Consider the following 21,843-nt stretch of genomic DNA (forward strand, 5'->3'; position numbering starts at 1 on the left):
AAATAAATCTTTTGCAAAAACTTTCATTATGCACTGGCGAGAAACAATCCGACGGGTGTTGTAGTAGCTTTCAATATTCAAAACCCTTCACACCACTCAGGATTGTGGATAAAGATTTATTTAGACGAAATGACAAATATTCATCAGCCTTGATTTTTGTTTCTTTTCATCAAGGAAAAGAAAGAAGCCACTACCCGGCTAGGGTAAGAAAGTCTTTTGTAAAAGGCCAATACAAAGAAAAGAAAGAAGCAGATACCCAGCTAAGAAAGTTTTGTGAGTAAAGGCTTAATATATGACAGCTTTGAAAGATATTAAAAAAACAATGCCTTTACTTTTTTAACATCACATTTATCAAAGAAGAAACACTAGCCTTTACCAATAAACCAGCTTTACTTTTATGATCTACTGCAAAAGCTTCCTCTGTTTGCTGTTGTTTCAATCCTAATGAAAGTCCTAAAATTAAAATTACTGGAACTATTAACATGATAAATGGCGATATAGTGGTTGATATTTTTTTCATCTTATGTTGTTTTATCGTTTTGTTGAAACAAATATTCACCATCTTTTTAGCTTCCTAAAAACTATTATACTAAGCCCCTATATTTAAAGACGAATAGCCATTTTAGCAGATAAACCCATTTTTAAAGACCATTACCCGTTGGTAGATAAAATAAGGGCGTTGGTAGAAAAAAGCTCCTCTAAAAACAAAAAATGCTAATTTTAGCAAATAAGACAACATGAACTGGAGAAAGAAAATAATGCTACACGCTATGGTATGGGCTTTTTTAATTGCCCTATTTACCTTGGTAGCTTCTGGCGGATTTAACTCTAGCAAGGGTTTTTATATCCATTTCATCAATATGTCTATCCTTAACGTGATTATTTTTTACGTTAACCTCTATATCATTATCCCGGCAACGCTAAACAAAAGAAAGTTCTTTTTATGGTTTTTCTCTTGCTCTGCTGTGGTGATATTTTTCACCTTGATAAAATATGCCGAAAGCTTCTACATGTTTAAGCTAAGCAATTTAGACATCACCATAGAGGGTAAAAAAATAGCCGACAATGAGTTTTGGGCCAATATCATTTCTTTCTTTCTCACCAATGGCTTCTTTATATTCTTAAGTACGGTTTATAAATTTACAGTCGATTGGTTTTTTAACGAGAAAGAAAAGAGCGATTTAGAAAAGCAAAGTTTATCTGCCGAGCTGGCCTTTTTAAAATCGCAAATTAACCCACACTTTTTATTTAACTCGCTTAATAATATTTATTCTTTAGCCTATCAAAAATCTGATGCTACACCAAATGCCATACTTAAACTATCAGAAATTATGCGCTATATGCTTTACGAGAGTAATGATAGCAGGGTAAATTTAGCAAAAGAGATTAATTATCTGCAAAGTTATATAGAGCTTCAAAAATTAAGATTTAGGGAGGGTGCACACGTAATTTTAGAGGTAGAGGGCGAAGTTAAAGACCAAGTTATTGTACCCTTAATTTTAATATCTTTTGTAGAAAACGCTTTTAAACACGGTGTAGCTACTGATGAACGTAATCCTATATACATCAATATATCGCTTTTTGAGAATACCCTCCTTTTTACTTTGCGTAACCTAAAAAACAGGCAAAACAAAGATCAAACAGGGGGTATAGGCATGGTAAATGTGAAAAGAAGGTTAGACCTCACCTACCCACAACAATATAAACTTACCGTAGAAGATGGCGAAGAGCATTATTTCTGCGAATTATATTTAAATTTATAGCCATGATACGCTGCCTTGTTGTAGATGACGAGCCTTTGGCTATTGATATAATCTCTGATTATATCGAGAAAATACCTTTTCTTACCCTAGTTAAAAGCTATCAAAACCCTATTGAAGCTTTAATGGCCGTACAAAATGGCGAAGCCGATTTGGTTTTCCTTGATGTACAAATGCCAGAACTTACAGGCATTCAGTTTTTAAAAATCGCTAACGGAAAGTGTAAGGTTATTTTAACTACCGCTTACCAAGAGTATGCTTTAGAAGGATACGAGCTTAATGTGGTTGATTATCTATTGAAGCCAGTAGCTTTTGAACGTTTTTACCAAGCAGCACAAAAAGCACAACAATTATTGTGTAACGTAGCCGCTCCGCTTCCTGTAGAAACTACAAGTTCTGCACCAACACCCATCAACAATTTTATTTTTGTTAAAACAGAACATAAAATCCAAAAAATATACTTGAATGATATTTTGTTTATAGAAGGCTTGAAAGATTACATCTCCATCTATACCAAAACAGAACGTATCATTACCTTACAAAGCATGAAAAAAATGGAAGATGTTTTACCAGAGCATCAATTCATCAGGGTACATAAATCTTATATTCTTGCTTTAGATAAAATTGAAAGTATAGAGCGTAGCCGCATCAGTATTGGAGATAAAATTATCCCGATAGGAGATACCTACCGAGATGGATTTTTTAAAGCTATCGAGAGCAGAAATGTTTAATCCTCAAAAGTAATCACAATCTTACCAAACTGATCTGATTGATCCATTAAACGCATAGCTTGTTCTGCATCTTCGCAAGGAAAAACGCTTTCTACCACGGGTTTAATTTCATGTTTGGTCATAAATTGTAACATATCCTCAAATTCCTGAGCAGTGCCCATCGTTGTACCCATAATTTGTAGCTGTTTCCAGAAGATGATACGGGCATTAAGAGGTGGTAAATCTCCGGCAGTAGCACCAAAGAAAACCAAACGAGCACCAGGTTTTACATGGTTTAAGTGTTTAGCAAAACCTTCGCCAATAGCGCTATCTATAATCACATCAAAACCATCAGCTAAGGCTTGCAAATCTGCATCATAGCTTGGGCTTTTATAATTTACACCACCTTTTGCACCCAAACCGATTGCTTTGGCTATTTTATCATCAGAACCAGAGGTTACATAAACCTCAGCACCTGCATAAACAGCCCAAAGTAAAGCAAAAGTTGCTACACCACCACCTACACCTACAATCAACACTTTTTCGTCTTTTTTGAGCTGAGCTTTGGTAAATAAAGCCCGGTATGCGGTTAATCCAGCTAAGGGGAAAGCTGCCGCTTCTATATCATTTAGATATTTTGGCTTTTCATAAACTTGTGCTAAAGGAACCTTAACATAAGCTGCAAAAGTACCATCATCTGGCAAACCTAATATTTTAAAATCTTTCCCTTGATAATTTGGAGCATCGCCCCAGTTAAAAGAAGGGTTGATAACTACTTCTTTGCCTATCCAGTGTTGGTTGGCATCGTCATAAACTTCTGCCACAACACCACAGCCATCAGAACCTAAAGTAATAGGGAACTTTAAGCCTGCATATTTGCCTTGTTGTATCCAGTAATCTCTACGATTAAAAGCTGCTGCTTTAATCTTTACCAATACCTCGCCAGTATTGAGCGTAGGTTTGCTAACTTCTTCTAATTTAAGGGGTTCTTTTATGCCCTGAAGCACTAAAGCTTTCATCATCTTTTAAATTTGTTGTATATAAAAAATATGATTGCCAATACAATCACCACAACAAATATACCTACATAATAACCAGCTTTAAAAATAGTACCTATAGCCTCGCAACTACTTAAAAAAGTTACCAGTAAAAGCAAACCGGGAATGGATAATTTTTTCATAAACATAAAAAAAGCGGAGAGATGAATTTCCCTCCGCTTTTATAAGCATTAAAATAATGCCAAATTATTTTGCAGCTGCAAAACGCTCTGCAACAGCATCCCAGTTTACTACATTCCAAAATGCAGCAATATAATCAGGACGTTTGTTTTGATATTTTAGGTAGTAAGCATGCTCCCATACATCCATACCTAAGATTGGTGTACCTTTAACCTCAGCAATATCCATTAAAGGGTTGTCTTGGTTTGGAGTTGAAGTTACTGCTAATTTACCATCAGCCACAATTAACCACGCCCAACCAGAACCAAAACGGGTAGCACCTGCTTCAGCAAATTTAGTTTTGAAATCTTCAAAAGAACCAAAAGCGGCATTGATAGCATCAGCCAACTCGCCACTTGGTGTACCACCAGCATTTGGTCCCATTACAGACCAAAATAAAGAGTGATTATAATGACCACCACCATTGTTTCTTACAGCAGCAGGGTAAGCAGAAATATTTTGGCAAATTTCTTCAATAGAAGAACCGTCTTCTTTACCTTCTAAAGCTTTGTTTAAATTGGTAACATAAGCAGCATGGTGTTTACCATGGTGGATTTCCATTGTTGTAGCATCAATATGTGGTTCTAATGCGTTTGTTGCGTATGGTAACGCTGGTAATTCAAAAGCCATAATTTATTTATTTTAAGATTTAACAATAGTATTAATAGTTACAAAGATAAAGTACTACAGGTATTTTTTGTTTTATTAATGTTAAGATTTCTTTCTCTTTTCCTGAAAGAATCTACGCACTACATCTCCACACTGTTCTTGTAAAATACCTCCTACAAAAACAGTTTTCGGATGTAAGATTGTAGGGCTTACCCTACTAAAACCTCTTTGAGCATCGTAAGCACCAAAAACAATCCTACTTACTTGTGTCCAATAAGAAGCTCCTGCACACATCACACAAGGCTCTATCGTTACATATAAAGTACAATCTTTTAGATATTTGCCACCCATAGCATTACTTGCGGCTGTAAAAGCTTGCATTTCTGCATGGGCAGTAACATCATTTAAGCGCTCGGTAAGGTTATGCCCTCTACCAATAATTCTACCGTTAGCAGCTACAACAATTGCACCAATGGGTACCTCATCCGCATCCAGAGCTAACAAAGCTTCTTTGTAAGCTTCTTTCATGTAAAACTCATCAGGAGAAATTTCAGGCTCTTCGCCAAAAGTATAACGCATATTTAAATCAATTTTGCTCCATTAGGTACTTTACGTTCTGTAGTTGTGAGTACAATAGCACCATTTTCATCAGGGAAACCGGTAACTAAAAACTCAGACATAAACTTACCTATTTGTTTTTTAGGGAAATTTATAACACCTATAATTTGTTTACCTATTAAGTCTTCTTCTTGATAATGTATAGTAATTTGTGCGCTAGACCATTTAATACCCAGCTCGCCAAAATCTACTTTCACCTTCCAAGCGGGTTTCTTAGCTTCCGGAAAAGGCATCACTTCTACGATGGTGCCGGCCCTTAGCTCAACTTTTTCAAAATCTGCCCAGTTGATAACCTCCATAACCTTTTACTTTTTAGTAGCAGCGTAACCAAATACTTTTTGCAATAAAGGCGTAGACCTTGCCGATACCTGCTGTCTTATTTTTAACTCTTCTTGAGCTATTTCTACAAATAGGCCGGCTATAGCTTTATCGGTAACATAACCTGTTAAATCTGTTTGTATAGGTTTTACCAAAGGTATTTTATTGTATCGGGTAGTAACATCAGTCCAGTAACGGGTAGCACCTACTTTATTGATGCTACTTTCTATTACTGGTCTAAATTTTTGCGCTAATAAACTACTGGTTGTTCTTTTAAAATAATTGGTAGCAGCATCTTGCTGACCTAATAAAATATTGCTTACATCCTGAAAAGTCATTTGCTTGATAGCAGCCACAAAAATAGGTTTTGCTTCTTTTGCAGCATCCTCAGCAGCCCGGTTTAAGCTTAAAATAACATTATCACAAAGCTGGTTTAAACCTAAAGAACGCAAAGTGTTTTCTACTTTTTTGGCTTCATCAGGAAATAAAATTTTAACAGCCATATTGCCTAAGAAACCATCTTTGGCAGATAATCTATCGGCACTGTAATTAGTACCAAATTCTAAGGCTTGTTTTAAACCCATACTCATTTCTGTTTGTGTTGGCGTAACTACTTGGTTAAGCACACCTCCATAAGCACCTGCATACTGGTTTAAAGTTTCGCAACTGCTTAGTAAAAAAGTAGTTGTAATAGCTGCTACTAAAGCAATTTTTTTCATATTTTATTCTTTTGATGATTTTATTAAACGAGCATTCTCTATCAGTTGTATAAACTCAGCTCGGTATCCTTCCTTATCTTCTCCTTTACCTGCTTTTGCTAAAGTAAGTAAGTCGGTATAATTAAAATCCTGTAAATATTCAGAATTTCTTAAATACATTCCAAATGTAGCTATAGCAGCCGCAAATTTTAAATCTGTTGATGCTTTTTCCAGAGAAGTATCATCAGCTATGAAAGGATGACTCAATAAAATACTTTCCTCGTTTCCCGGATTTTTATAACGCACATTAACCGTCAATAACTCAGCCGAATTTTTGATGCTACCTGCTTGCTGGTATTTTAAATCGTCATCCTTTTTCACAAATTTGCTTTGCACACCTACCGGGATAACTTCATACAAGGCTGTAACCGAATGGCCAGCACCCATATCACCAGCATCTTTAGTATCATCAGCAAAATCTTCTTTATTTAATAACCTGTTTTCGTAACCTATTAAACGGTAAGCCTTAACTTTTGATGGATTAAACTCTACCTGTAATTTAACATCCTTGGCTATGGTAAACAGGGTAGAACCAAACTCGTTAACCAACACTTTCTTAGCCTCGTTCATGTTATCAATATAAGCGTAATTGCCGTTTCCTTTATCGGCCAAAGCCTCCATCTTGCTATCTTTTAAATTACCCATCCCAAAACCTAAAACGGTTAAAAACACACCATCATTTCTGTTTTCCTCAATCAAACGTTGCATCTCAGCATCGCTAGAAGCACCTACGTTAAAATCACCATCGGTAGCTAAAATAACTCGGTTATTGCCGCCTTTAATAAATTGAGAGCGGGCAATTTCATAAGCCTTTTTAATACCTGCACCTCCGGCAGTAGAGCCACCGGCTTCTAATCGCTCTAAAGCAGCTTTAATTTTAGTTTTATTGTCGCCAGAAGTAGCAGGCAATACTACCCCTGCCGCACCTGCATAAACCACTATAGAAACTTTATCTTGCTCACGAAGTTGGTCTGTTAATAATTTAAATGCCGTTTTTAACAAACCTAATCGGCTAGGACCTTGCATAGATCCAGAAACATCTATCAAAAAAACCAAATTGGCAGCAGGTAAGTTATCTGTTGCTATTGGTTTGGCTTTTAAGCCGATTTTAACCAGTTGGTGTTTTTTGTTCCAAGGTGCTGTGGTAATTTCTGTTTGGATATGTATAGGATGTTTTCCCTTTGGCACCTCGTAAGGATATTGGAAATAATTAATCAGCTCTTCTATGCGTACGGCATCTTTAGGAGGTAATTGTCCGTTTTGAATAAAGCGCCTCATATTGCTATAAGAAGCAGCATCAACATCTATAGAAAAAGTTGAAAGTGGATTGGAGAGGGAAGTTTTAAAGCCATTCTCTGAAATAGCCGAGTAAGACTCTGTGTTAAAATCTTGTGGAGCATGATGACTCATCCTATAATGCTGCGGAGCCATACCAGCAGCTTTTCCGGAAATAGCTACTGCGCCTGTAAGATCCCTTTTCATTTGTGTACCATAGCCTACCACCACAACCTCATCTAGCGTATGGGTATCTTCATCCAAATAAACCTTTATAGAAGTTTGCTTTCTGATGGTAACCTCACGCTTTTTAAATCCTAAAAAACTAAACTCTAATATTTTATCGTTAGAAGATAGCGTTATTTTAAAATATCCGCTTGCATTGGTTAGGGTTTTCTGGTTCGGATGATCTTTAACCTGAACCTGAACTCCCGGTAATGGCGTTTTATCAGAACTTTGATAAACATAACCGCTTATAGTTTTGATGTTGTTTTGGCCGCAAACCCATACCGGGAAAAAGACCATCAGAAATAATGTAAGTGTTTTCATATTTTTAGTTTTTTGGATGAGATGTTATAAAACCTAAAATTCCATAAGAGAAAATAATTTTTATTATAATTGATTAAAATCTAATACTCCTATTAAACTTGGATACAGCAACAGACCATAAACTGATGGTACAGTATAAGAAATCTGGCGACTTAAATGTCTTAGGAGAGCTGTATAAACCTTATATGCCGCTGGTTTATGGTGTAGCCTTAAAATATTTCAAGGATGAGGAGCGTAGTAAAGATGCCGTTATCCAAATATTTGAAGAACTGATACAAAAAGTAAAAACACATGAAATAAGCTATTTTAAAAGCTGGCTTTATATGGTTTGCCGAAACTTTTGTTTGATGGCTTTACGCAAAGAGCAAAAGCATATAACCATTTCTTTTGATGATGTGCTTATGGAAAATGAACCTTTTTTGCATCATGAAGATAGTCAAGAGAAAGAGCAAAAGTTAAAAGCAATGGAACGCTGTTTAGAAAGTCTTAACCATGAGCAAAAATTAAGTGTAGATTTATTCTATCTACAACAAAAGTGTTATGCAGAGGTTGCTGCTTTAACAGGTTATGAGTTACAGAAGGTAAAAAGCTATATCCAAAACGGTAAAAGAAATTTAAAAATTTGTATAGAAAAGAACGGTGAATAAGCAGCTAACAGATATAGAACTTATACAAAAATACCATCGTAATGAGTTGGATAGCCGCTCTATGCAACAATTAGAGCAAAGAGCACTGGACGACCCTTTTCTGGCGGATGCTTTGGATGCTTTTCAAGACCATCAACTTCAAGCAACAGAAATAACTGATTTAAATCAACGTTTAGCGCAAAGCATTCATAAAAATCAGCGTAAGCAAAAATTAGTTGGAGGCTATGCAAGCTGGGCTATTGCGGCTTCTGTGGTGGTACTTATTGGCTTAATAAGCATTTACCTGAACCAACCCGCAGAAAATACTTCTATCCGGATGAAAGATGTGCCCGAGATAACCAAAGTACCACAGGGCGAGAAAGAAGAAGAAAATATCCTTAACAGCGATGCTCAAACGCTAAAAGAGGATGAGAATTTTAAAATCATAGAAGAAAGTCCTACGGTGGTTACCACCATAAAAAAACCAAGAAGTAAATTTTCTGAGCAGGGTTTAGCAGATCCTATTCCGCTAGAAGCAACACAAAAGAAAGATACTTTAGATTTAGATGAAGTAATAGTTATAGGCTATGGCACACAAAAGAAGGCTGAAATTTCTGGTGCAGTAGCTACTTTATCTGGAAGGGTTGCCGGCGTAGCTGTACAAGAATCAGAAAACATTGCTTTAAGTAAAACAGCCTCTTTAGCTAAAATTTCGGGTAAGGTAGTTGATAAAAATGGCTTGCCTTTACCAGGCGTACAAATTACCAACCAGCAAACCAAAGAAGTAGCATTAAGCAATGCTGAGGGCGAGTTTTCTATTGCTGCCACACAAGGGCAAACGCTTAACAGTTCTTATTTAGGTTTTTTAAATGAGGAGGTAAAAATTGCCAACCAAAACAAGTTAAATGTTACGCTAAAAGAGGATGAAAAATCATTATCAGAAGTAGTTGTAGTGGGGTACGGAACTAAAATTAATAAAATTGCTGGTCCGGTTAAAGGCTGGGTTGATTTTAGAAAATATATCAAAGCCAATAATAAATTAGCAGGTTCCAGAGGTGCTGTTGCAGTACAGTTTACCATTATGCCTAATGGCGAACTTAAAGATTTTAACATCCTTAAAAGTTTAAATAAGCAAGCTGATGCCAAGGCTGTTGAATTGATTAAAAATTATTCATCGTGGCAAGGCTCATCCAACGGAAAGCCAGAAACTTTTAAAGTAAGCATCAGGTTTAACTGATTAAGACTGTAAGATTTTAAGATAGCTTTCTCTGTCAATCATTCTGGCTCCCATACTTTCTAGGTGTGCAGTATGAACCTGACAATCAATAAGTTTAAGTTCTAGATTTTGGCAAAGCCATATCAAGGCCATTTTAGAAGCATTACTTACACGAGCAAACATAGACTCGCCGCAGAAAACACCGTTGATGAGGACTCCATATAAGCCGCCTACTAGTTTCTCATCTTTCCAAACCTCGACGGCATGTGCATAACCTTTTTCATGAAGTTTGATATAAGCTGCTTGCATGTCTGTGGTAATCCAAGTGCCGTCTTGTCCATCACGGTTTATGGTTGCACAGGTGGTAATAACATCAGCGAAAGCTTTATTTAGAGATATTTGAAACTCTTGGCGTTTTAAAACTTGTTTCATGCTTTTGCTGATTTTAATTTCATCAGGAAATAATACAAAACGTTCATGAGGGGTATACCAAAGAATAGGCGTATCATCATTAAACCATGGGAATATACCGTGGCTATAAGCCAGCAATAAACGCTCAACAGATAAATCTCCGCCTACGGCAAGTAAACCATCTTCCTCAGCATGAGCCGGATTAGGAAATACTAAATCTTCACTGAGCTCAAATATCATCTTTGTTACAAAAATATTTTTATGGGTGTTAAACTTAAGCCTTGTTTAGGCTGTCCAAAAATTGGTTTTAATTATCATAAGCATCTTTTCATTAGATAATTTTTTGATTTATTTGGTTAATCTGTTCCTGTGGTTGGGGACAGATTTTTTTATTTATGATAATTTCTGTGTATCTGTACAGCATAATAAAGCCTCAACAACTCGCCAAAAACAATCAAAGGCATCAACATATTGGTAATGATTGGCCAGTTGACGATATAGGTGAGTAAAGAGATAAACCCGAAAGAGAAAATAAAAAAGATAAGCCTTAGCGGGAGCTGTGCGTAATACAACCAAAGTCCTGCTTTTTTAGGAATAGCCAATAAAATTGCCGAAAAAATTAAGGAAAACCAACCCAATAAAAATAGCGTTCTCGAAAAAAATTCTAAACTGGTTAAAACCTCATTAGATAATAATGATTGGTATTGGGTATAAGCCTGCTCTGCTAATAAAACTAAACAAATAACATCTAGCAAGGCAAAAAAACGTTGTGTCCAAAGCATAACACGAATATACACTTAAAGGTGGGGGATAAGAAAGAGGGGGGATGAAATTGCCTGAATTCAACTCCATAATTGGTTATATTTTGGAAAATAACATCCTTTCTTTTTCTATTATTTTGATTGCTATTTCAAACAAAAGCAAATAGAATGATTGAAATAACAATCATTTTAGTAAAATACTTGGAAAATACTGTGGGGGTTTTAAAACCTTGAGATGGCATCAATTATTCTAAAGCTTGCTATTTGGGTGTTGCCTAAGGCCGGGCTTTCCGCTGTATCTTTTTTTCCCTTTCATTATTGTAATACATCTATTTCTATTAAACTCATGAGGCACAAGTCCCTCACTAGCGCAAGTCTTAGCGGGCTAGACAAAGTAAAAGCCTGACTTGTGCTTTCTCTATTGTAATACATCTATTTCTATTAAACCTTTACCTTCTTGATAATCCTTTGCACTACTATAAACATAATCCCCTCTCTAGCGCAAGTCTTAGTGCCAAAGCCTATGTATCTGCCTGACTTGTGCTTTATTCTAATTCTTAATCATTATCATAGCCTAAAACTATGCTCAGTCACAAGTCTCCTTATGCTCTTTGCCAACCCTCGGAAGACTTGCGCCAGTGAAGGCGGGTTTATTCATTATCAAACTGTGTCAAAGAAACATCATTTGAATTGTTCCATTTAAGAACACTTATTATCATATTACATTTCTCCGATTTTAACTTAAAAAATAATTGACTATAATCACTATTTATATTATAGCCTAAAAAATCAAATTCGTATTGGTTCTTGAATTGAAAATATATTTTTTTATTTGCTAATTTTATATAAAGTATATCAGATTTATTATTCTTTTTTGAAATAAATACTACTTCATTTTTTAGTAAATATTTTTCCTCAACTAATGAGTGATTTAAATCATTAGCAAATACTTTCAGGTTTTTACTAAAGTTGATTTTCTGATCTTTCCGAATATCCTTTATTGCGAATAAATAGTCTACAGAAAATTTATAATTACTATAGGTTATTAAATCTTTTAAATCACAATTATTCAAAACCTTCATAGAACCAATAGGAATCTGACTAAAACAATTACAATATAAGAAGCATAAAAGCACAAATATCAAATTATATCTTATCATTTTTTATTTACAGTTTTAACTTTATTATAATCTCTCTTTTGAAGCTCAACCCCCCACTAGCGCAAGTCTTAGCGGGCTAGACAAAGCAAAAGCCTGACTTGTGCTTGTATCACTGTAATACATCTATTTCTATTAAACCTTTACCTTCTTGATAATCCTTTGCACTACTGTACACATAATCCGCTGCATGCTCTACTATGCCTGCCTCTACTGGATTGTTATGTAAGTAATCCAACCTTTGTTCAAACATATTACTATGAAAATCTAATTCTATTGGATGATTATCTTGCCCCCCACTAGCGCAAGTCTTAGCAGGCAGATTGTGCCAAAGCCTGACTTGTGCTTTTTCTATTGTAATACATCTATTTCTATTAAACCTTTACCTTCTTGATAATCTCTCTCTGGGTTGTTAAACTTATATTTTGTACTCATTACTAAATTTAGTGCTTTTAATCATAAGGCACAAGTCAGGCTCTCCCGCTTTACCTACTCGCTAAGACTTGCGCCAGTGAGGGGATGATTGAAACCATGCTCACCAAAAAGAAGTTCAAGGATTTCTTTAACAATAATATTGCTGCCCTGTAAAAGCAAAAGCCCCGTTAAGGGGCTTTTGAGTTATTGTTTAATCTTCTTTATCCTACTCCACAAGAACCATATCAGTCCAATATGAACGAGTATTAAAGCTGCGAACCCAAGGTCCGTTTTGATAGGGATATTATGTCCGCTGGCGTGACCAAGTAACCACGTAAAGCACCAAAACAGTAACGATAAAGAGAACAATATCAAAAGAATATATAATGCCACTTTCATTACTGTTCCTCCTCTCTCTTTTTAAGTGTATAAAACCCTTTATTCTTTCCAGCATTTAAATCATATCCTGCCTTATTAAACAATCCTGTTACGGTACCTAACTGCTTCTTAGACATTCCGGAAAAATCCATACGCATCCCATTTGATAAACCTTCTGTATTACCGCTAAATAAACCTACTACTGTAACAGCAGATTGTGAAATTAAATCAGCTTTGGAAGTGTTACCATACAAATCGTTCCAAAACATTCCTACCATTGATGTATTTAAGCCTAAATGCTCATTTGTACTTGCTCCTTCATGTGCATATGCATCTTGCAATGCATGCAAACCTTGTCCTAACTTGCCAATATCTTCTCCTCACTAGCGCAAGTCTTAGCGGGCTAGATAGAGCAAAAGCCTGACTTGTGCTTTCATTATTGTAATACATCTATTTCTATTAAACCTTTACCTTCTTGATAATCTCTCTCTGGGTTGTTAAACTTATATTTTGTACTCATTGCTAAATTTAGTGCTTTTAATCATAAGGCACAGGTCAGGCTCTCCCGCTTTACCTACTCTCGCTAAGACTTGCGCCAGTGAGGGATACTTGTGCCCGGCTTGCCAAATCATCATACCCATTTTTCACTTTCTTAGACTTCTTAACATCCATTACATGAAAATAAAGAATTTATTAGCTTATACATAATATAAAGTCTCTGTTTTTATTTGGCATAAGAAGCCTTTGGCCGTTTGGTTTTGTCATGATTCTCATATTAGCCATACATCTGATTAATAACACTAAACAGCACAAGGCGAAATAACTGTAAAGTGATGGCAGGAATTAAAAAATAGTGTAAAGCCAGAACAGTATTAACCAAATTAACTGTAAAGCTTTTTCAGGACAAGACACAGGACAAGACAAGGACAAGACAGGGGTCTCCTCCCAGACAGGTTCGAGACTTCTTCGGGAAAACACCCCTATTTCCCGAACAAGTCTCGAAGAGGTCTCGAACAAGTGTGCAAAAAGACTGGCAAAAGCCGGCAAATGGCGGCAACTGACGGCAAAAGCCGGCAAAATAGCCTCTTGCTATTGACATACATTTTGCAAAACACCACCTTTAGCGCAAACAAAAGACAGGTAGCACTACAAAAAAAAATTTGACACCATGGTTAAACCCTTAAAAATAAAGGATATATGATAAGAGCATATTTACAGCTCGTATTTGATAAATTTATCAGGAAATACAAAGCCTCCGTTTTTTTATTTGGCAAAGGAAGCTTTTGCGTGGGCTACAAGCCTTCTCATGGTTAGCTGATGCTACACATCAAGACTTATAAACTGAAAGATTAGACAATTTCAATTTGATACTGATGGAGCAAGCCGCTAAGATGGTGCATAGAAAATTTAGCCTTTTTTAGCAAATTAGCCTCCGGGTGGATGCTAAAGTTGTAAGCTGTACTAAAATCTGCTTTCTGCAAATTGGTATTACTAAATGTGGCTTTTAATAAATTACAATCGGTAAAATCTGCATTACTTAAATCGGTATCAGTAAAATCTACCTCTTGCAGGCTACAATTGATAAATTTTGTGCCTTTAATTTTTAAACTATAAAAGGACGAATGGTTGAGGTTACAAGCTGTAAAAGAGAAGGCTAAACCAAAAGTATGACAATCTTCAAACTTTAAACCCAAGAGTTTGCAGGCATCAAAATGGATATTTCTGAAAGCTGTTTTAGAAAGCTTTGCCATGCTAAGATTACAGTCTTTAAAAGTGCAATCTAAAAAACTATAATTAAACAGATGAAGGCTTTCAAAATTACAATTGAGAAATTTACAATTCTCATAAGATGCTTTTTCCAGCATGGATGTTGTAAAGTCAATCTGTTCAAAGGTTTTTTCTTCAATAAAAAATGTTGCCATCACTTTATGTATTATTCTTAAAAAAAGATGGACGATGTGCTATGCCATCGTCCATCTTTAATCATGAGGTTAACATAACTATTTCTTTTCAGGTAGTAAAATCATCCTTACAAAATTATTTTGGTTAAAGTACTTTGCAGCGCTAGCTTTGCTACTGCTTGTGGTTACCTGTTTTAAGGTATCTAAGTAACTAAGCACCTTTTTAGGGTCTTCTCCACTTGCATAAGCATTTTGTAAGTATCCCAACCAAAAACTATTATCTCTTAACTGAATTTCTAACTGTCTTCTTTCTTCTGCATTAAACTTTTGGATATCTTCTGCTGTGGCTCCGCTTTGTTTGAGTTTATTAACCTCATCAATGGCAGCAGCAATAAGTTTATCTACATTAGCAGTAGCGCAGCTAAAATTAATACTGATGGTGTATTTTTCTTTAGGCTCATCGTTATAGCTAATTCCAACCCTTGGGCTATACACGCCACTTTCTTTTTCTCTTAAACGCTCTGTTATTTTAATATCTAAAATAGCTTTTAATGCGTCTAATTGAAGGTTTTCTTCGTCAGAATAGTTATAATCTCCATGGTAAATTAAAGCTACAGTTGCTTTATCCTCTAAGCCTTTATAAACTTTTTTAGTGATATCACCTTTAAGGGGTTCTAAACCTAAATCTTTAAAATTCTCTTTGTTATTGTTAGCAGGTAAACTACCTAAGTATTGCGCTAGCAGGGGCTTAACCTCCTCAACGTTAAAGTTCCCTACAAAAGTAAAGGTAAAATCGCCGGCATTTGCAAAGCGCTCTTTGTAGAAATTTAAAGCTTTATCAGCAGTAATCTGGTCTAGCTCGTTAATTTTGATAGCTTGTGCTCTTTTCTTGTAAGAATTCATTACCGCACTTAAAGTATCCTGATAAACAGCACTAGGTTGCGATTCGCGGTTTGCTAAAACCGCTTTCATTTCTTCTAACTGTGTTTTTAAAACTTTTTCGTCTTTTCTTGGAGCCGTAAAGTATAAATGGGTTAACTGTAAAGCTGTTTCAAAATCTTTTGGTGATGATGAGCCGCTTAAGCCTTCTCTGTAAGTACTAATAGACGGACTAACGCCAACTACTTTTCCAGTTAATAATTTACCTAATTGACTTTCATCAAACTCGGCAATACCAGATGCGTTTACCAATTGGTCTGCCATTTCTGCCGAGCGGAAAATATCATCGCTGGCTAAAGATGTACCTCCTTTACTGGTTGCAGCAAAAATGATTTGGTCGTTCTTAAAATCTGTAGGTTTTAAAACAACTTTAACCCCGTTAGATAAGGTTAGCTCAGTTACATTTAGCTCAGCTATTTTCTTTTCAGAAGTAATGGTACCAGCCTTAGGTTTTTGAGCCATCAACGGTTTTGTAACCACTTGGTCTACATAAGGCTGTACATCTGCTCCGGCAGTTTTAATCCAATTAATATATTCGGTTTCAGATGGTAAATTGGCTTTTTCTTTTTCAGGAGCTTGTAAAATGGCAATTAAATTTTCTTCGGTAAAGAAAGTAGCCGCCAGTTTATTTACATCCTCTAGGGTAATTTTATCCAGATTTTTCTTGTAGAAATTATAAGTATAATCTACAGATGGTATAGCCTGCCCTTTTAAAAAGTTTTGAACGTAAAGCTGCACAAAGTTGGTAGATTTGGTTTTGTCTTTCTCTTTAAACTGTTTTTCTACCCCTGTCATGATATTGGTTTTCACCCTATCTAACTCTGTTTGGGTAAAACCAAATTTTTTCATTCTTACGTTTTCTGCTATTACGGCTTGTACCGCTGCTTTTAAGCCTGCTGCATCTTTAGAAACAGCAACGCTATTAAATGCGTCCAGATTTACCAAACCACCTTGGAAAGCACTATAACTACTTTGTGCAAAAATAAAAGGTGCATTTCCTTTCTGTACTATCTCTGTTAAACGATTACCAAGCATGCTATTAATCATACTGGTTTTAATTTTGGTGATGAGTTGATCTTCTGTTGTTTCTACCACCTCGGGGTGTTTTACCGTAATAGCTGCAACGTTATAAGGAAACTCAGGATCGGTAATGATTTTTACTAAAGGTTCTTTGTTATCAGGAATGCTAAACGCTTCTCTCTTTCTTTCATTCTCCGGATTTTTTAGCTCAGAGAAATTATCGATAATCAATTTTTCAACCTCGGCAACATCAAAATCTCCTACAGCGATGATAGCCTGTAAGTTTGGACGATACCAATCTTTATAAAAAGCTTTAAGGGTTTCATACTTGAAAGATTGTAATACATCAATTTTACCTATGGGCAGGCGCTCAGCATATTTAGAATTCGCTAAGAGAACAGGTAACAATTGCTTGCTCATTCTTTCCTGAGCATTTTTACCACGCTGGCGATCTTCCTCAATAATTACCCCACGTTCCTGGTCTATTTCTTTATCCTCAAAAGTTACATGCCCTGCCCAGTTGGCTAAAATATCAAAGCCTTTTTTAAATACTTCTACGCTATCTGTTGGTAGCGGCAATTGATACACCGTTTGGTTAAAGCCTGTATAAGCATTTAAGTCTGCTCCAAACCTAACACCAGCTTTCTGCAAATAACTGATTAACTCGTTTTTAGGAAAGTCTCTGGTGCCATTAAAGGCCATGTGTTCTGTAAAATGCGCTAAGCCCAGTTGATCGTCGTTTTCTAAGATAGAACCTACTTTATTAACCAAATAAAGCTCTGCCCTATTTTTAGGCTCCACATTTTTTCTGATGTAATAAGTTAAGCCATTTGGTAATGTTTTAATGATGACATTACTGTCTGCCGGAATTGTTGCAGCAGCTGCAGCAGTGTCCTGCTTATGGTTGTCTCCTGCAACTTTAGGGCTACAGGCATAAACGGCCATACCCAAAGTTAGCGCAATAGCATAGTGGTTAAATTTCATACTTGTTAGTGTTGTTTTAAAGCTTTTGACTGCTAAATATAAGTTTTGTTACGCTTAATTGATGTAAACTTTTTGATGATTATAAATAAGGTGTATATTTGCACCATCATTAGGGGTGCCTTGTATTGCTAAAATGATAAGCAAACACAAATACAGGCTGAGATTATACCCATTAGATTGGCAAAAAGGCATGCACCTTTAACCTTTCTAAGCACCTGATCCGGATAATGCCGGCGTAGGGAATAGGTAAAACAATAATTTTTTTTGAGTAGTGTAGCCCCTAGCTGCTTTTGTTTAATTTTTTAATTCTATAACATTGAGAAAATTTACATTAACAGTGCTTATGGCACTTGCTGCTCCGTTATGGTTGCTGGCACAAAACACCATTTTAAAAGGTAAAATAACTGATGCCGCTACAAAAGAAGCTATGGCCGGTGCTACCGTTACTTTGTTAGATTACAATTTACAAACGCAAACAGATGCCACAGGGCGTTTTTATTTCAACAAGTTAAGAAACGGTAATTACCAAATTCAAATCACTTTTTTAGGTTTCAAACCTTTGGTTAAAAACATCAGTATCAATGGAGAAACACAAGTTGATTTAGCTTTAGAAAAAGCTTTGTTTTTGGCTGATGAGGTTATTGTAAGTGCTACCAGAGCATCGGCAAACTCGGCAACTACGTACAAAAATTTAAGTAAAGCCGATATCGAGAAAAATAATTTAGGGCAAGATTTACCTTTCTTGCTAAACCAAACACCATCGGTAGTAGTTACTTCTGATGCAGGTGCCGGTATTGGTTACACAGGTATCCGTATTCGTGGTTCTGATGCTACACGTATCAATGTAACCATCAACGGTATTCCTTATAATGATACCGAAAGTCAGGGTACTTTTTGGGTTAACCTACCAGATTTTGCTTCATCGGTTGATAATATCCAAATACAAAGAGGTGTAGGAACATCTACCAACGGAGCAGGTGCTTTTGGAGCAAGCTTAAACATCCAAACTTCTACCCGTAATGATTCGGCTTTTGCTGAGGTTAACAACTCAATAGGTTCTTTTGGGACCATTAAAAATACATTAAAAATAGGAACAGGCCTTATCAATGGTAAGTTTAGTATTGATGGCAGATTATCCAGAATCAAATCTGATGGGTTTATAGACAGGGCATTTTCTAATTTAAAATCTTTCTATGTATCTGGTGCTTATTATGGTAAATCAAGCATTTTAAGAGCCAATGTGTTTTCTGGTGCCGAGCAAACTTATCAATCCTGGACGGGAGTACCCGAGGCTAAATTGAGGGGAAGCCAGGCAGACTTATTAACGCATTATTTTAATAATTTAGGTTCTGCTTATTTTACCCAACAAGATTCTTTAAACCTTTTCAATTCAAATCCACGCAAGTATAATAGCTATTTATACGACAATCAGACTGATAATTATCAGCAAGACCATTATCAATTGCTATATGCCAAAGAAATAAATAGCCAGTTATCTTTTAATGGCGCTTTACATTATACCCGTGGCAGAGGCTATTACGAAGAGTATAAAAATCAAGAAGATTTTGAAGATTATGGCTTCGCACCTTTCGTGATTGGCGCAGAAACTATCGATAAAACCGATTTAATAAGACGCCGTTGGCTGGATAATGATTTTTACGGATTAACCTATTCTTTAAATTATAAGCCAAGTAAAGCCTTAGATTTTACTTTGGGCGGTGCTTATAACGAATACAAAGGAGCGCATTTTGGTGAAGTTATCTGGGCCAGATTTGCCCAGTTAGACAATAACAAACAACGTTATTATGATAACGATGCTACAAAAACAGATTTTAACGTTTTTGGTAAAGCAACTTATACCTTAAACAACCTTAGTATTTATACCGATTTACAGTACAGAAGCGTAGATTACTCTTTCTTAGGTTTTAACAATGCTGGTGATAATGTTCAGCAAAGGGATATCCTAAACTTTTTCAATCCAAAGTTTGGTTTAACGTACCAGATTGATAAAATCAGTAATGTTTATGCTTCTTTTGCTAGGGCTAATAAAGAACCTAATAGAGATGATTATACAGAATCTTCACCAGGTAGCAGACCATTAGCAGAAAGATTGGATAACGTAGAAGTAGGCTATCGTTACCTTAGAAAAAATGTAACAGCAGGTTTTAACCTTTACGGGATGTTTTACAAAGACCAATTGATTTTAACGGGCGAGGTTAATGATGTTGGTGCTTATGTAAGAGATAATGTGGATAGAAGCTACCGTATAGGTGCCGAGTTTGATGCTAAGTGGCAAATTTTTAATCAGCTGAGTTGGGCGGCTACTGCTACTTTAAGCCAAAACAGAATAAAAAGGTTTAGCGAGTTTTTTGATATTTATGATGCTAATTTTGATTTTATAGGACAAGCAGAAAACCAATACACCAATACGGATATTGCCTTTTCGCCTTCTTTTATTGCCTCTAATGAGTTTGCTTATAAGCCTATTAAAGCTTTGGAAATAGCTTTATTAACCAAATATGTTAGCGACCAGTATTTAGATAATACCAGCAATAACGCTCGTAAATTAGATGCGTTTTTTGTTAACGATTTAAGACTGAGTCATAACCTTAAATTTAGAGGTGTTAAAAATGTGAACTTAAGCTTATTGGTGAATAATATCTTTAATGAAAAGTATGAAAGTAATGGATATACTTTTGGCTATATTTATGATAATAACCTCATCACAGAAAATTATTATTACCCACAAGCAGGAACTAATTTTCTGCTAAGCTTAAGTGCCAAGTTTTAAAATATTTTCTTGATTACGAAAAAGCTGCTTCAAGTATTTTTTTGAGGCAGCTTTTTTATTTATTTGCTTCTTTAAGAACTTATTTGATAAAGATACCTTGCATGTTTACCCCAATGCTGTAAGGATTTAGATAGGTATCCAAAATAATAGTCATTTCTTTTTTAGTAACGTAATTCTCGGGTTTAAAATCACTCGCTAGCTCATATTTCATTTTCCAGTTGCTACTTAACTCCCTATTCATATCATAAATTTCTCTTCCGGTGATAAAACTGATTAAAGAAACAGCATCTTTTAAGGTAAGTTCCTGAATAGGATTTTCTATAAACCAAATTCTAGAGCGGGGGTGTAGCTCGGATAAGATGGTCTTAATATCCTCTGGTTTTACATGTTCATCCGGATTAAATTTCCCTTTAACAAAATCATGCTTCATCATATCTGTAGCAATAATTTTTTGTACTGCTGCCCAAGCATACTCGGTAGGGTTTACATCTAAAACCGGATAAAGTAAACCCTTATAAACAAAAACCTCATTTTGTGTAGTTCTTACATTTGCCTTTGCCGTAGGCACATCAAAAAATGGCCCATACGCTGCTAAAGCACCCGCCAGTTGACCAATGTTTACCCAAGTAGCAATATTTTTAAAATCATCTGCCTGCCAACCTATCAAACCAGCTTGTGGCGAAACAAAAAGCAGGTTATCAAGCTCGGCACTGATAAATACACCCATAGGGAAATAATGTAACATGGTGCTATCTTTGCCATAACCTGTTGCTCCGCTACTTCTATAAAGTTTTAAAACTTGTTCATAAGGTTTTTCACGTTCTATTGGGGTATATTTACATATGGTTTTAATATGACCATCATTTAATTTTATAATACCGGCTTTTAACACTGGTGATTGTTGCGCATCAAAAAAAGCATCTACCAATACATCAGCTTTTATTTTTTCTATTTTACTTCCATTTTTTTGGATGCTCACCTCCCAGGATTTCCCTTTTTTAACAATATTTACCACTTGAGTTTCTTTAAAATAGCGCAAATTATTGACTTTGCTAACGATGCCTTCCAGCGCTATACGAGGGTCGGTTTGTAAAGAATCTAGTTTTTTGGTGTAAGCATCTTTCCACTCTTTCCAGATACCAAAATTAAAAGCCGGCACATCCATACTAGGCGCAATAGCACCAATACTAAAGTTATTAGGCTCTACCAGTATAACTTTTACACCACTTCTGGCTGCTTGTATAGCGGTAGCTGTACCAGAAGCACTGGCCCCTAGTACTAAAACATCGGTTTTATACTGTGCTAAAACCTGACTAGTTAAAAATGTTAATATAAAGAAGGTAAGTTTTTTTAGCATAAAATGATAACGAAGATTTAACTGTTAAAGTTTGTTTGTTAAAGCTATAAAAATTATTGTAAGCCTGCAGCTTT

21 protein-coding genes are annotated in these 21,843 nt (G+C 35.7%); 6 read left to right on the top strand and 15 right to left on the bottom strand.

The window, feature by feature from the left end:
- A partial coding sequence (locus tag B2745_RS08065) for a hypothetical protein (protein ID WP_304065155.1) occupies positions 1-281 on the top strand: 281 nt, incomplete at its 5' end.
- 47 nt (positions 282-328) lie between these two features.
- Here B2745_RS08065 and B2745_RS08070 read toward each other — a convergent pair.
- Positions 329-520 carry a hypothetical protein gene (locus tag B2745_RS08070; RefSeq protein WP_304065158.1) on the bottom strand — a complete coding sequence of 64 codons (192 nt, stop codon included), beginning with the start codon at positions 518-520 and terminating at the stop codon, positions 329-331.
- A gap of 217 nt (positions 521-737) precedes the next feature.
- Between B2745_RS08070 and B2745_RS08075 the strand changes: the two genes are divergently transcribed.
- Both B2745_RS08075 and B2745_RS08080 read left to right on the top strand, forming a co-directional pair.
- Entirely contained in the window at positions 738-1,763 is a 1,026-nt protein-coding gene (locus B2745_RS08075) for a sensor histidine kinase (RefSeq protein ID WP_304065160.1), read from the top strand.
- A gap of 2 nt (positions 1,764-1,765) precedes the next feature.
- Positions 1,766-2,491 carry a LytR/AlgR family response regulator transcription factor gene (locus B2745_RS08080; RefSeq protein ID WP_304065163.1) on the top strand — a complete coding sequence of 242 codons (726 nt, stop codon included), beginning with the start codon at positions 1,766-1,768 and terminating at the stop codon, positions 2,489-2,491.
- Here the strand turns inward: B2745_RS08080 and B2745_RS08085 are convergent.
- The 6 genes from B2745_RS08085 to B2745_RS08110 form a co-directional block, all read right to left on the bottom strand.
- Entirely contained in the window at positions 2,488-3,492 is a 1,005-nt protein-coding gene (locus B2745_RS08085) for a zinc-binding dehydrogenase (protein ID WP_304065166.1), read from the bottom strand. The genes B2745_RS08080 and B2745_RS08085 overlap by 4 nt on opposite strands.
- A gap of 222 nt (positions 3,493-3,714) precedes the next feature.
- Positions 3,715-4,317: a superoxide dismutase gene (locus B2745_RS08090; RefSeq protein WP_304065169.1), complete on the bottom strand. Its 603-nt coding sequence runs from the start codon at positions 4,315-4,317 to the stop codon at positions 3,715-3,717.
- A gap of 81 nt (positions 4,318-4,398) precedes the next feature.
- Complete coding sequence (locus B2745_RS08095; protein ID WP_304065172.1) at positions 4,399-4,875, bottom strand: nucleoside deaminase; 477 nt, start codon at positions 4,873-4,875, stop codon at positions 4,399-4,401.
- A gap of 2 nt (positions 4,876-4,877) precedes the next feature.
- Positions 4,878-5,213 (bottom strand): tRNA-binding protein, encoded by a 336-nt coding sequence (locus tag B2745_RS08100; protein ID WP_304065176.1) that lies wholly within the window; start codon positions 5,211-5,213, stop codon positions 4,878-4,880.
- Positions 5,214-5,219: 6 nt separating this feature from the next.
- Entirely contained in the window at positions 5,220-5,951 is a 732-nt protein-coding gene (locus B2745_RS08105; RefSeq protein WP_304065179.1) for a DUF4197 domain-containing protein, read from the bottom strand.
- 3 nt (positions 5,952-5,954) lie between these two features.
- Positions 5,955-7,814, bottom strand: a complete 1,860-nt coding sequence (locus tag B2745_RS08110) for a vWA domain-containing protein (RefSeq protein ID WP_304065182.1) — start codon at positions 7,812-7,814, stop codon at positions 5,955-5,957.
- Positions 7,815-7,939: 125 nt separating this feature from the next.
- Between B2745_RS08110 and B2745_RS08115 the strand changes: the two genes are divergently transcribed.
- Together B2745_RS08115 and B2745_RS08120 are read left to right on the top strand one after the other, a co-directional pair.
- The gene (locus B2745_RS08115) at positions 7,940-8,461 is read left to right on the top strand and encodes an RNA polymerase sigma factor (protein ID WP_304065501.1); all 522 of its coding nucleotides are present in this window, start codon (positions 7,940-7,942) and stop codon (positions 8,459-8,461) included.
- Positions 8,454-9,677 (top strand): TonB family protein, encoded by a 1,224-nt coding sequence (locus tag B2745_RS08120; protein WP_304065185.1) that lies wholly within the window; start codon positions 8,454-8,456, stop codon positions 9,675-9,677. Before B2745_RS08115 ends, B2745_RS08120 begins: the two co-directional genes overlap by 8 nt.
- On the opposite strand, the gene aat is transcribed toward B2745_RS08120, so the two are convergent.
- From aat to B2745_RS08155, 7 genes are all read right to left on the bottom strand, one after another.
- The gene (gene aat, locus B2745_RS08125; RefSeq protein WP_304065187.1) at positions 9,678-10,307 is read right to left on the bottom strand and encodes a leucyl/phenylalanyl-tRNA--protein transferase; all 630 of its coding nucleotides are present in this window, start codon (positions 10,305-10,307) and stop codon (positions 9,678-9,680) included.
- A 149-nt stretch (positions 10,308-10,456) separates the two neighbouring features.
- Entirely contained in the window at positions 10,457-10,849 is a 393-nt protein-coding gene (locus B2745_RS08130) for a hypothetical protein (RefSeq protein ID WP_304065191.1), read from the bottom strand.
- A 629-nt stretch (positions 10,850-11,478) separates the two neighbouring features.
- A complete protein-coding gene (locus tag B2745_RS08135; RefSeq protein WP_304065194.1) occupies positions 11,479-11,988 on the bottom strand; it encodes a hypothetical protein in 510 nt (169 codons plus the stop codon).
- Positions 11,989-12,097: 109 nt separating this feature from the next.
- A complete protein-coding gene (locus B2745_RS08140; RefSeq protein WP_304065196.1) occupies positions 12,098-12,238 on the bottom strand; it encodes a hypothetical protein in 141 nt (46 codons plus the stop codon).
- Between the two features lie 559 nt (positions 12,239-12,797).
- On the bottom strand, positions 12,798-13,118 hold the full coding sequence (locus B2745_RS08145) for a hypothetical protein (protein WP_304065198.1): 321 nt from the start codon (positions 13,116-13,118) through the stop codon (positions 12,798-12,800).
- Between the two features lie 1,008 nt (positions 13,119-14,126).
- Positions 14,127-14,699, bottom strand: a complete 573-nt coding sequence (locus B2745_RS08150; RefSeq protein ID WP_304065202.1) for a pentapeptide repeat-containing protein — start codon at positions 14,697-14,699, stop codon at positions 14,127-14,129.
- Between the two features lie 78 nt (positions 14,700-14,777).
- Complete coding sequence (locus B2745_RS08155; protein WP_304065205.1) at positions 14,778-17,621, bottom strand: M16 family metallopeptidase; 2,844 nt, start codon at positions 17,619-17,621, stop codon at positions 14,778-14,780.
- Between the two features lie 343 nt (positions 17,622-17,964).
- Here B2745_RS08155 and B2745_RS08160 point away from each other — a divergent pair, with 343 nt between their 5' ends.
- The gene (locus tag B2745_RS08160; protein WP_304065207.1) at positions 17,965-20,412 is read left to right on the top strand and encodes a TonB-dependent receptor; all 2,448 of its coding nucleotides are present in this window, start codon (positions 17,965-17,967) and stop codon (positions 20,410-20,412) included.
- A 79-nt stretch (positions 20,413-20,491) separates the two neighbouring features.
- Here B2745_RS08160 and B2745_RS08165 read toward each other — a convergent pair whose 3' ends face one another.
- Complete coding sequence (locus tag B2745_RS08165; protein WP_304065210.1) at positions 20,492-21,769, bottom strand: FAD-dependent oxidoreductase; 1,278 nt, start codon at positions 21,767-21,769, stop codon at positions 20,492-20,494.
- Positions 21,770-21,843: the final 74 nt, after the last annotated feature.

It is taken from the genome of Pedobacter glucosidilyticus (genome assembly GCF_002483235.1).
Classification (GTDB): domain Bacteria; phylum Bacteroidota; class Bacteroidia; order Sphingobacteriales; family Sphingobacteriaceae; genus Pseudopedobacter; species Pseudopedobacter glucosidilyticum_B.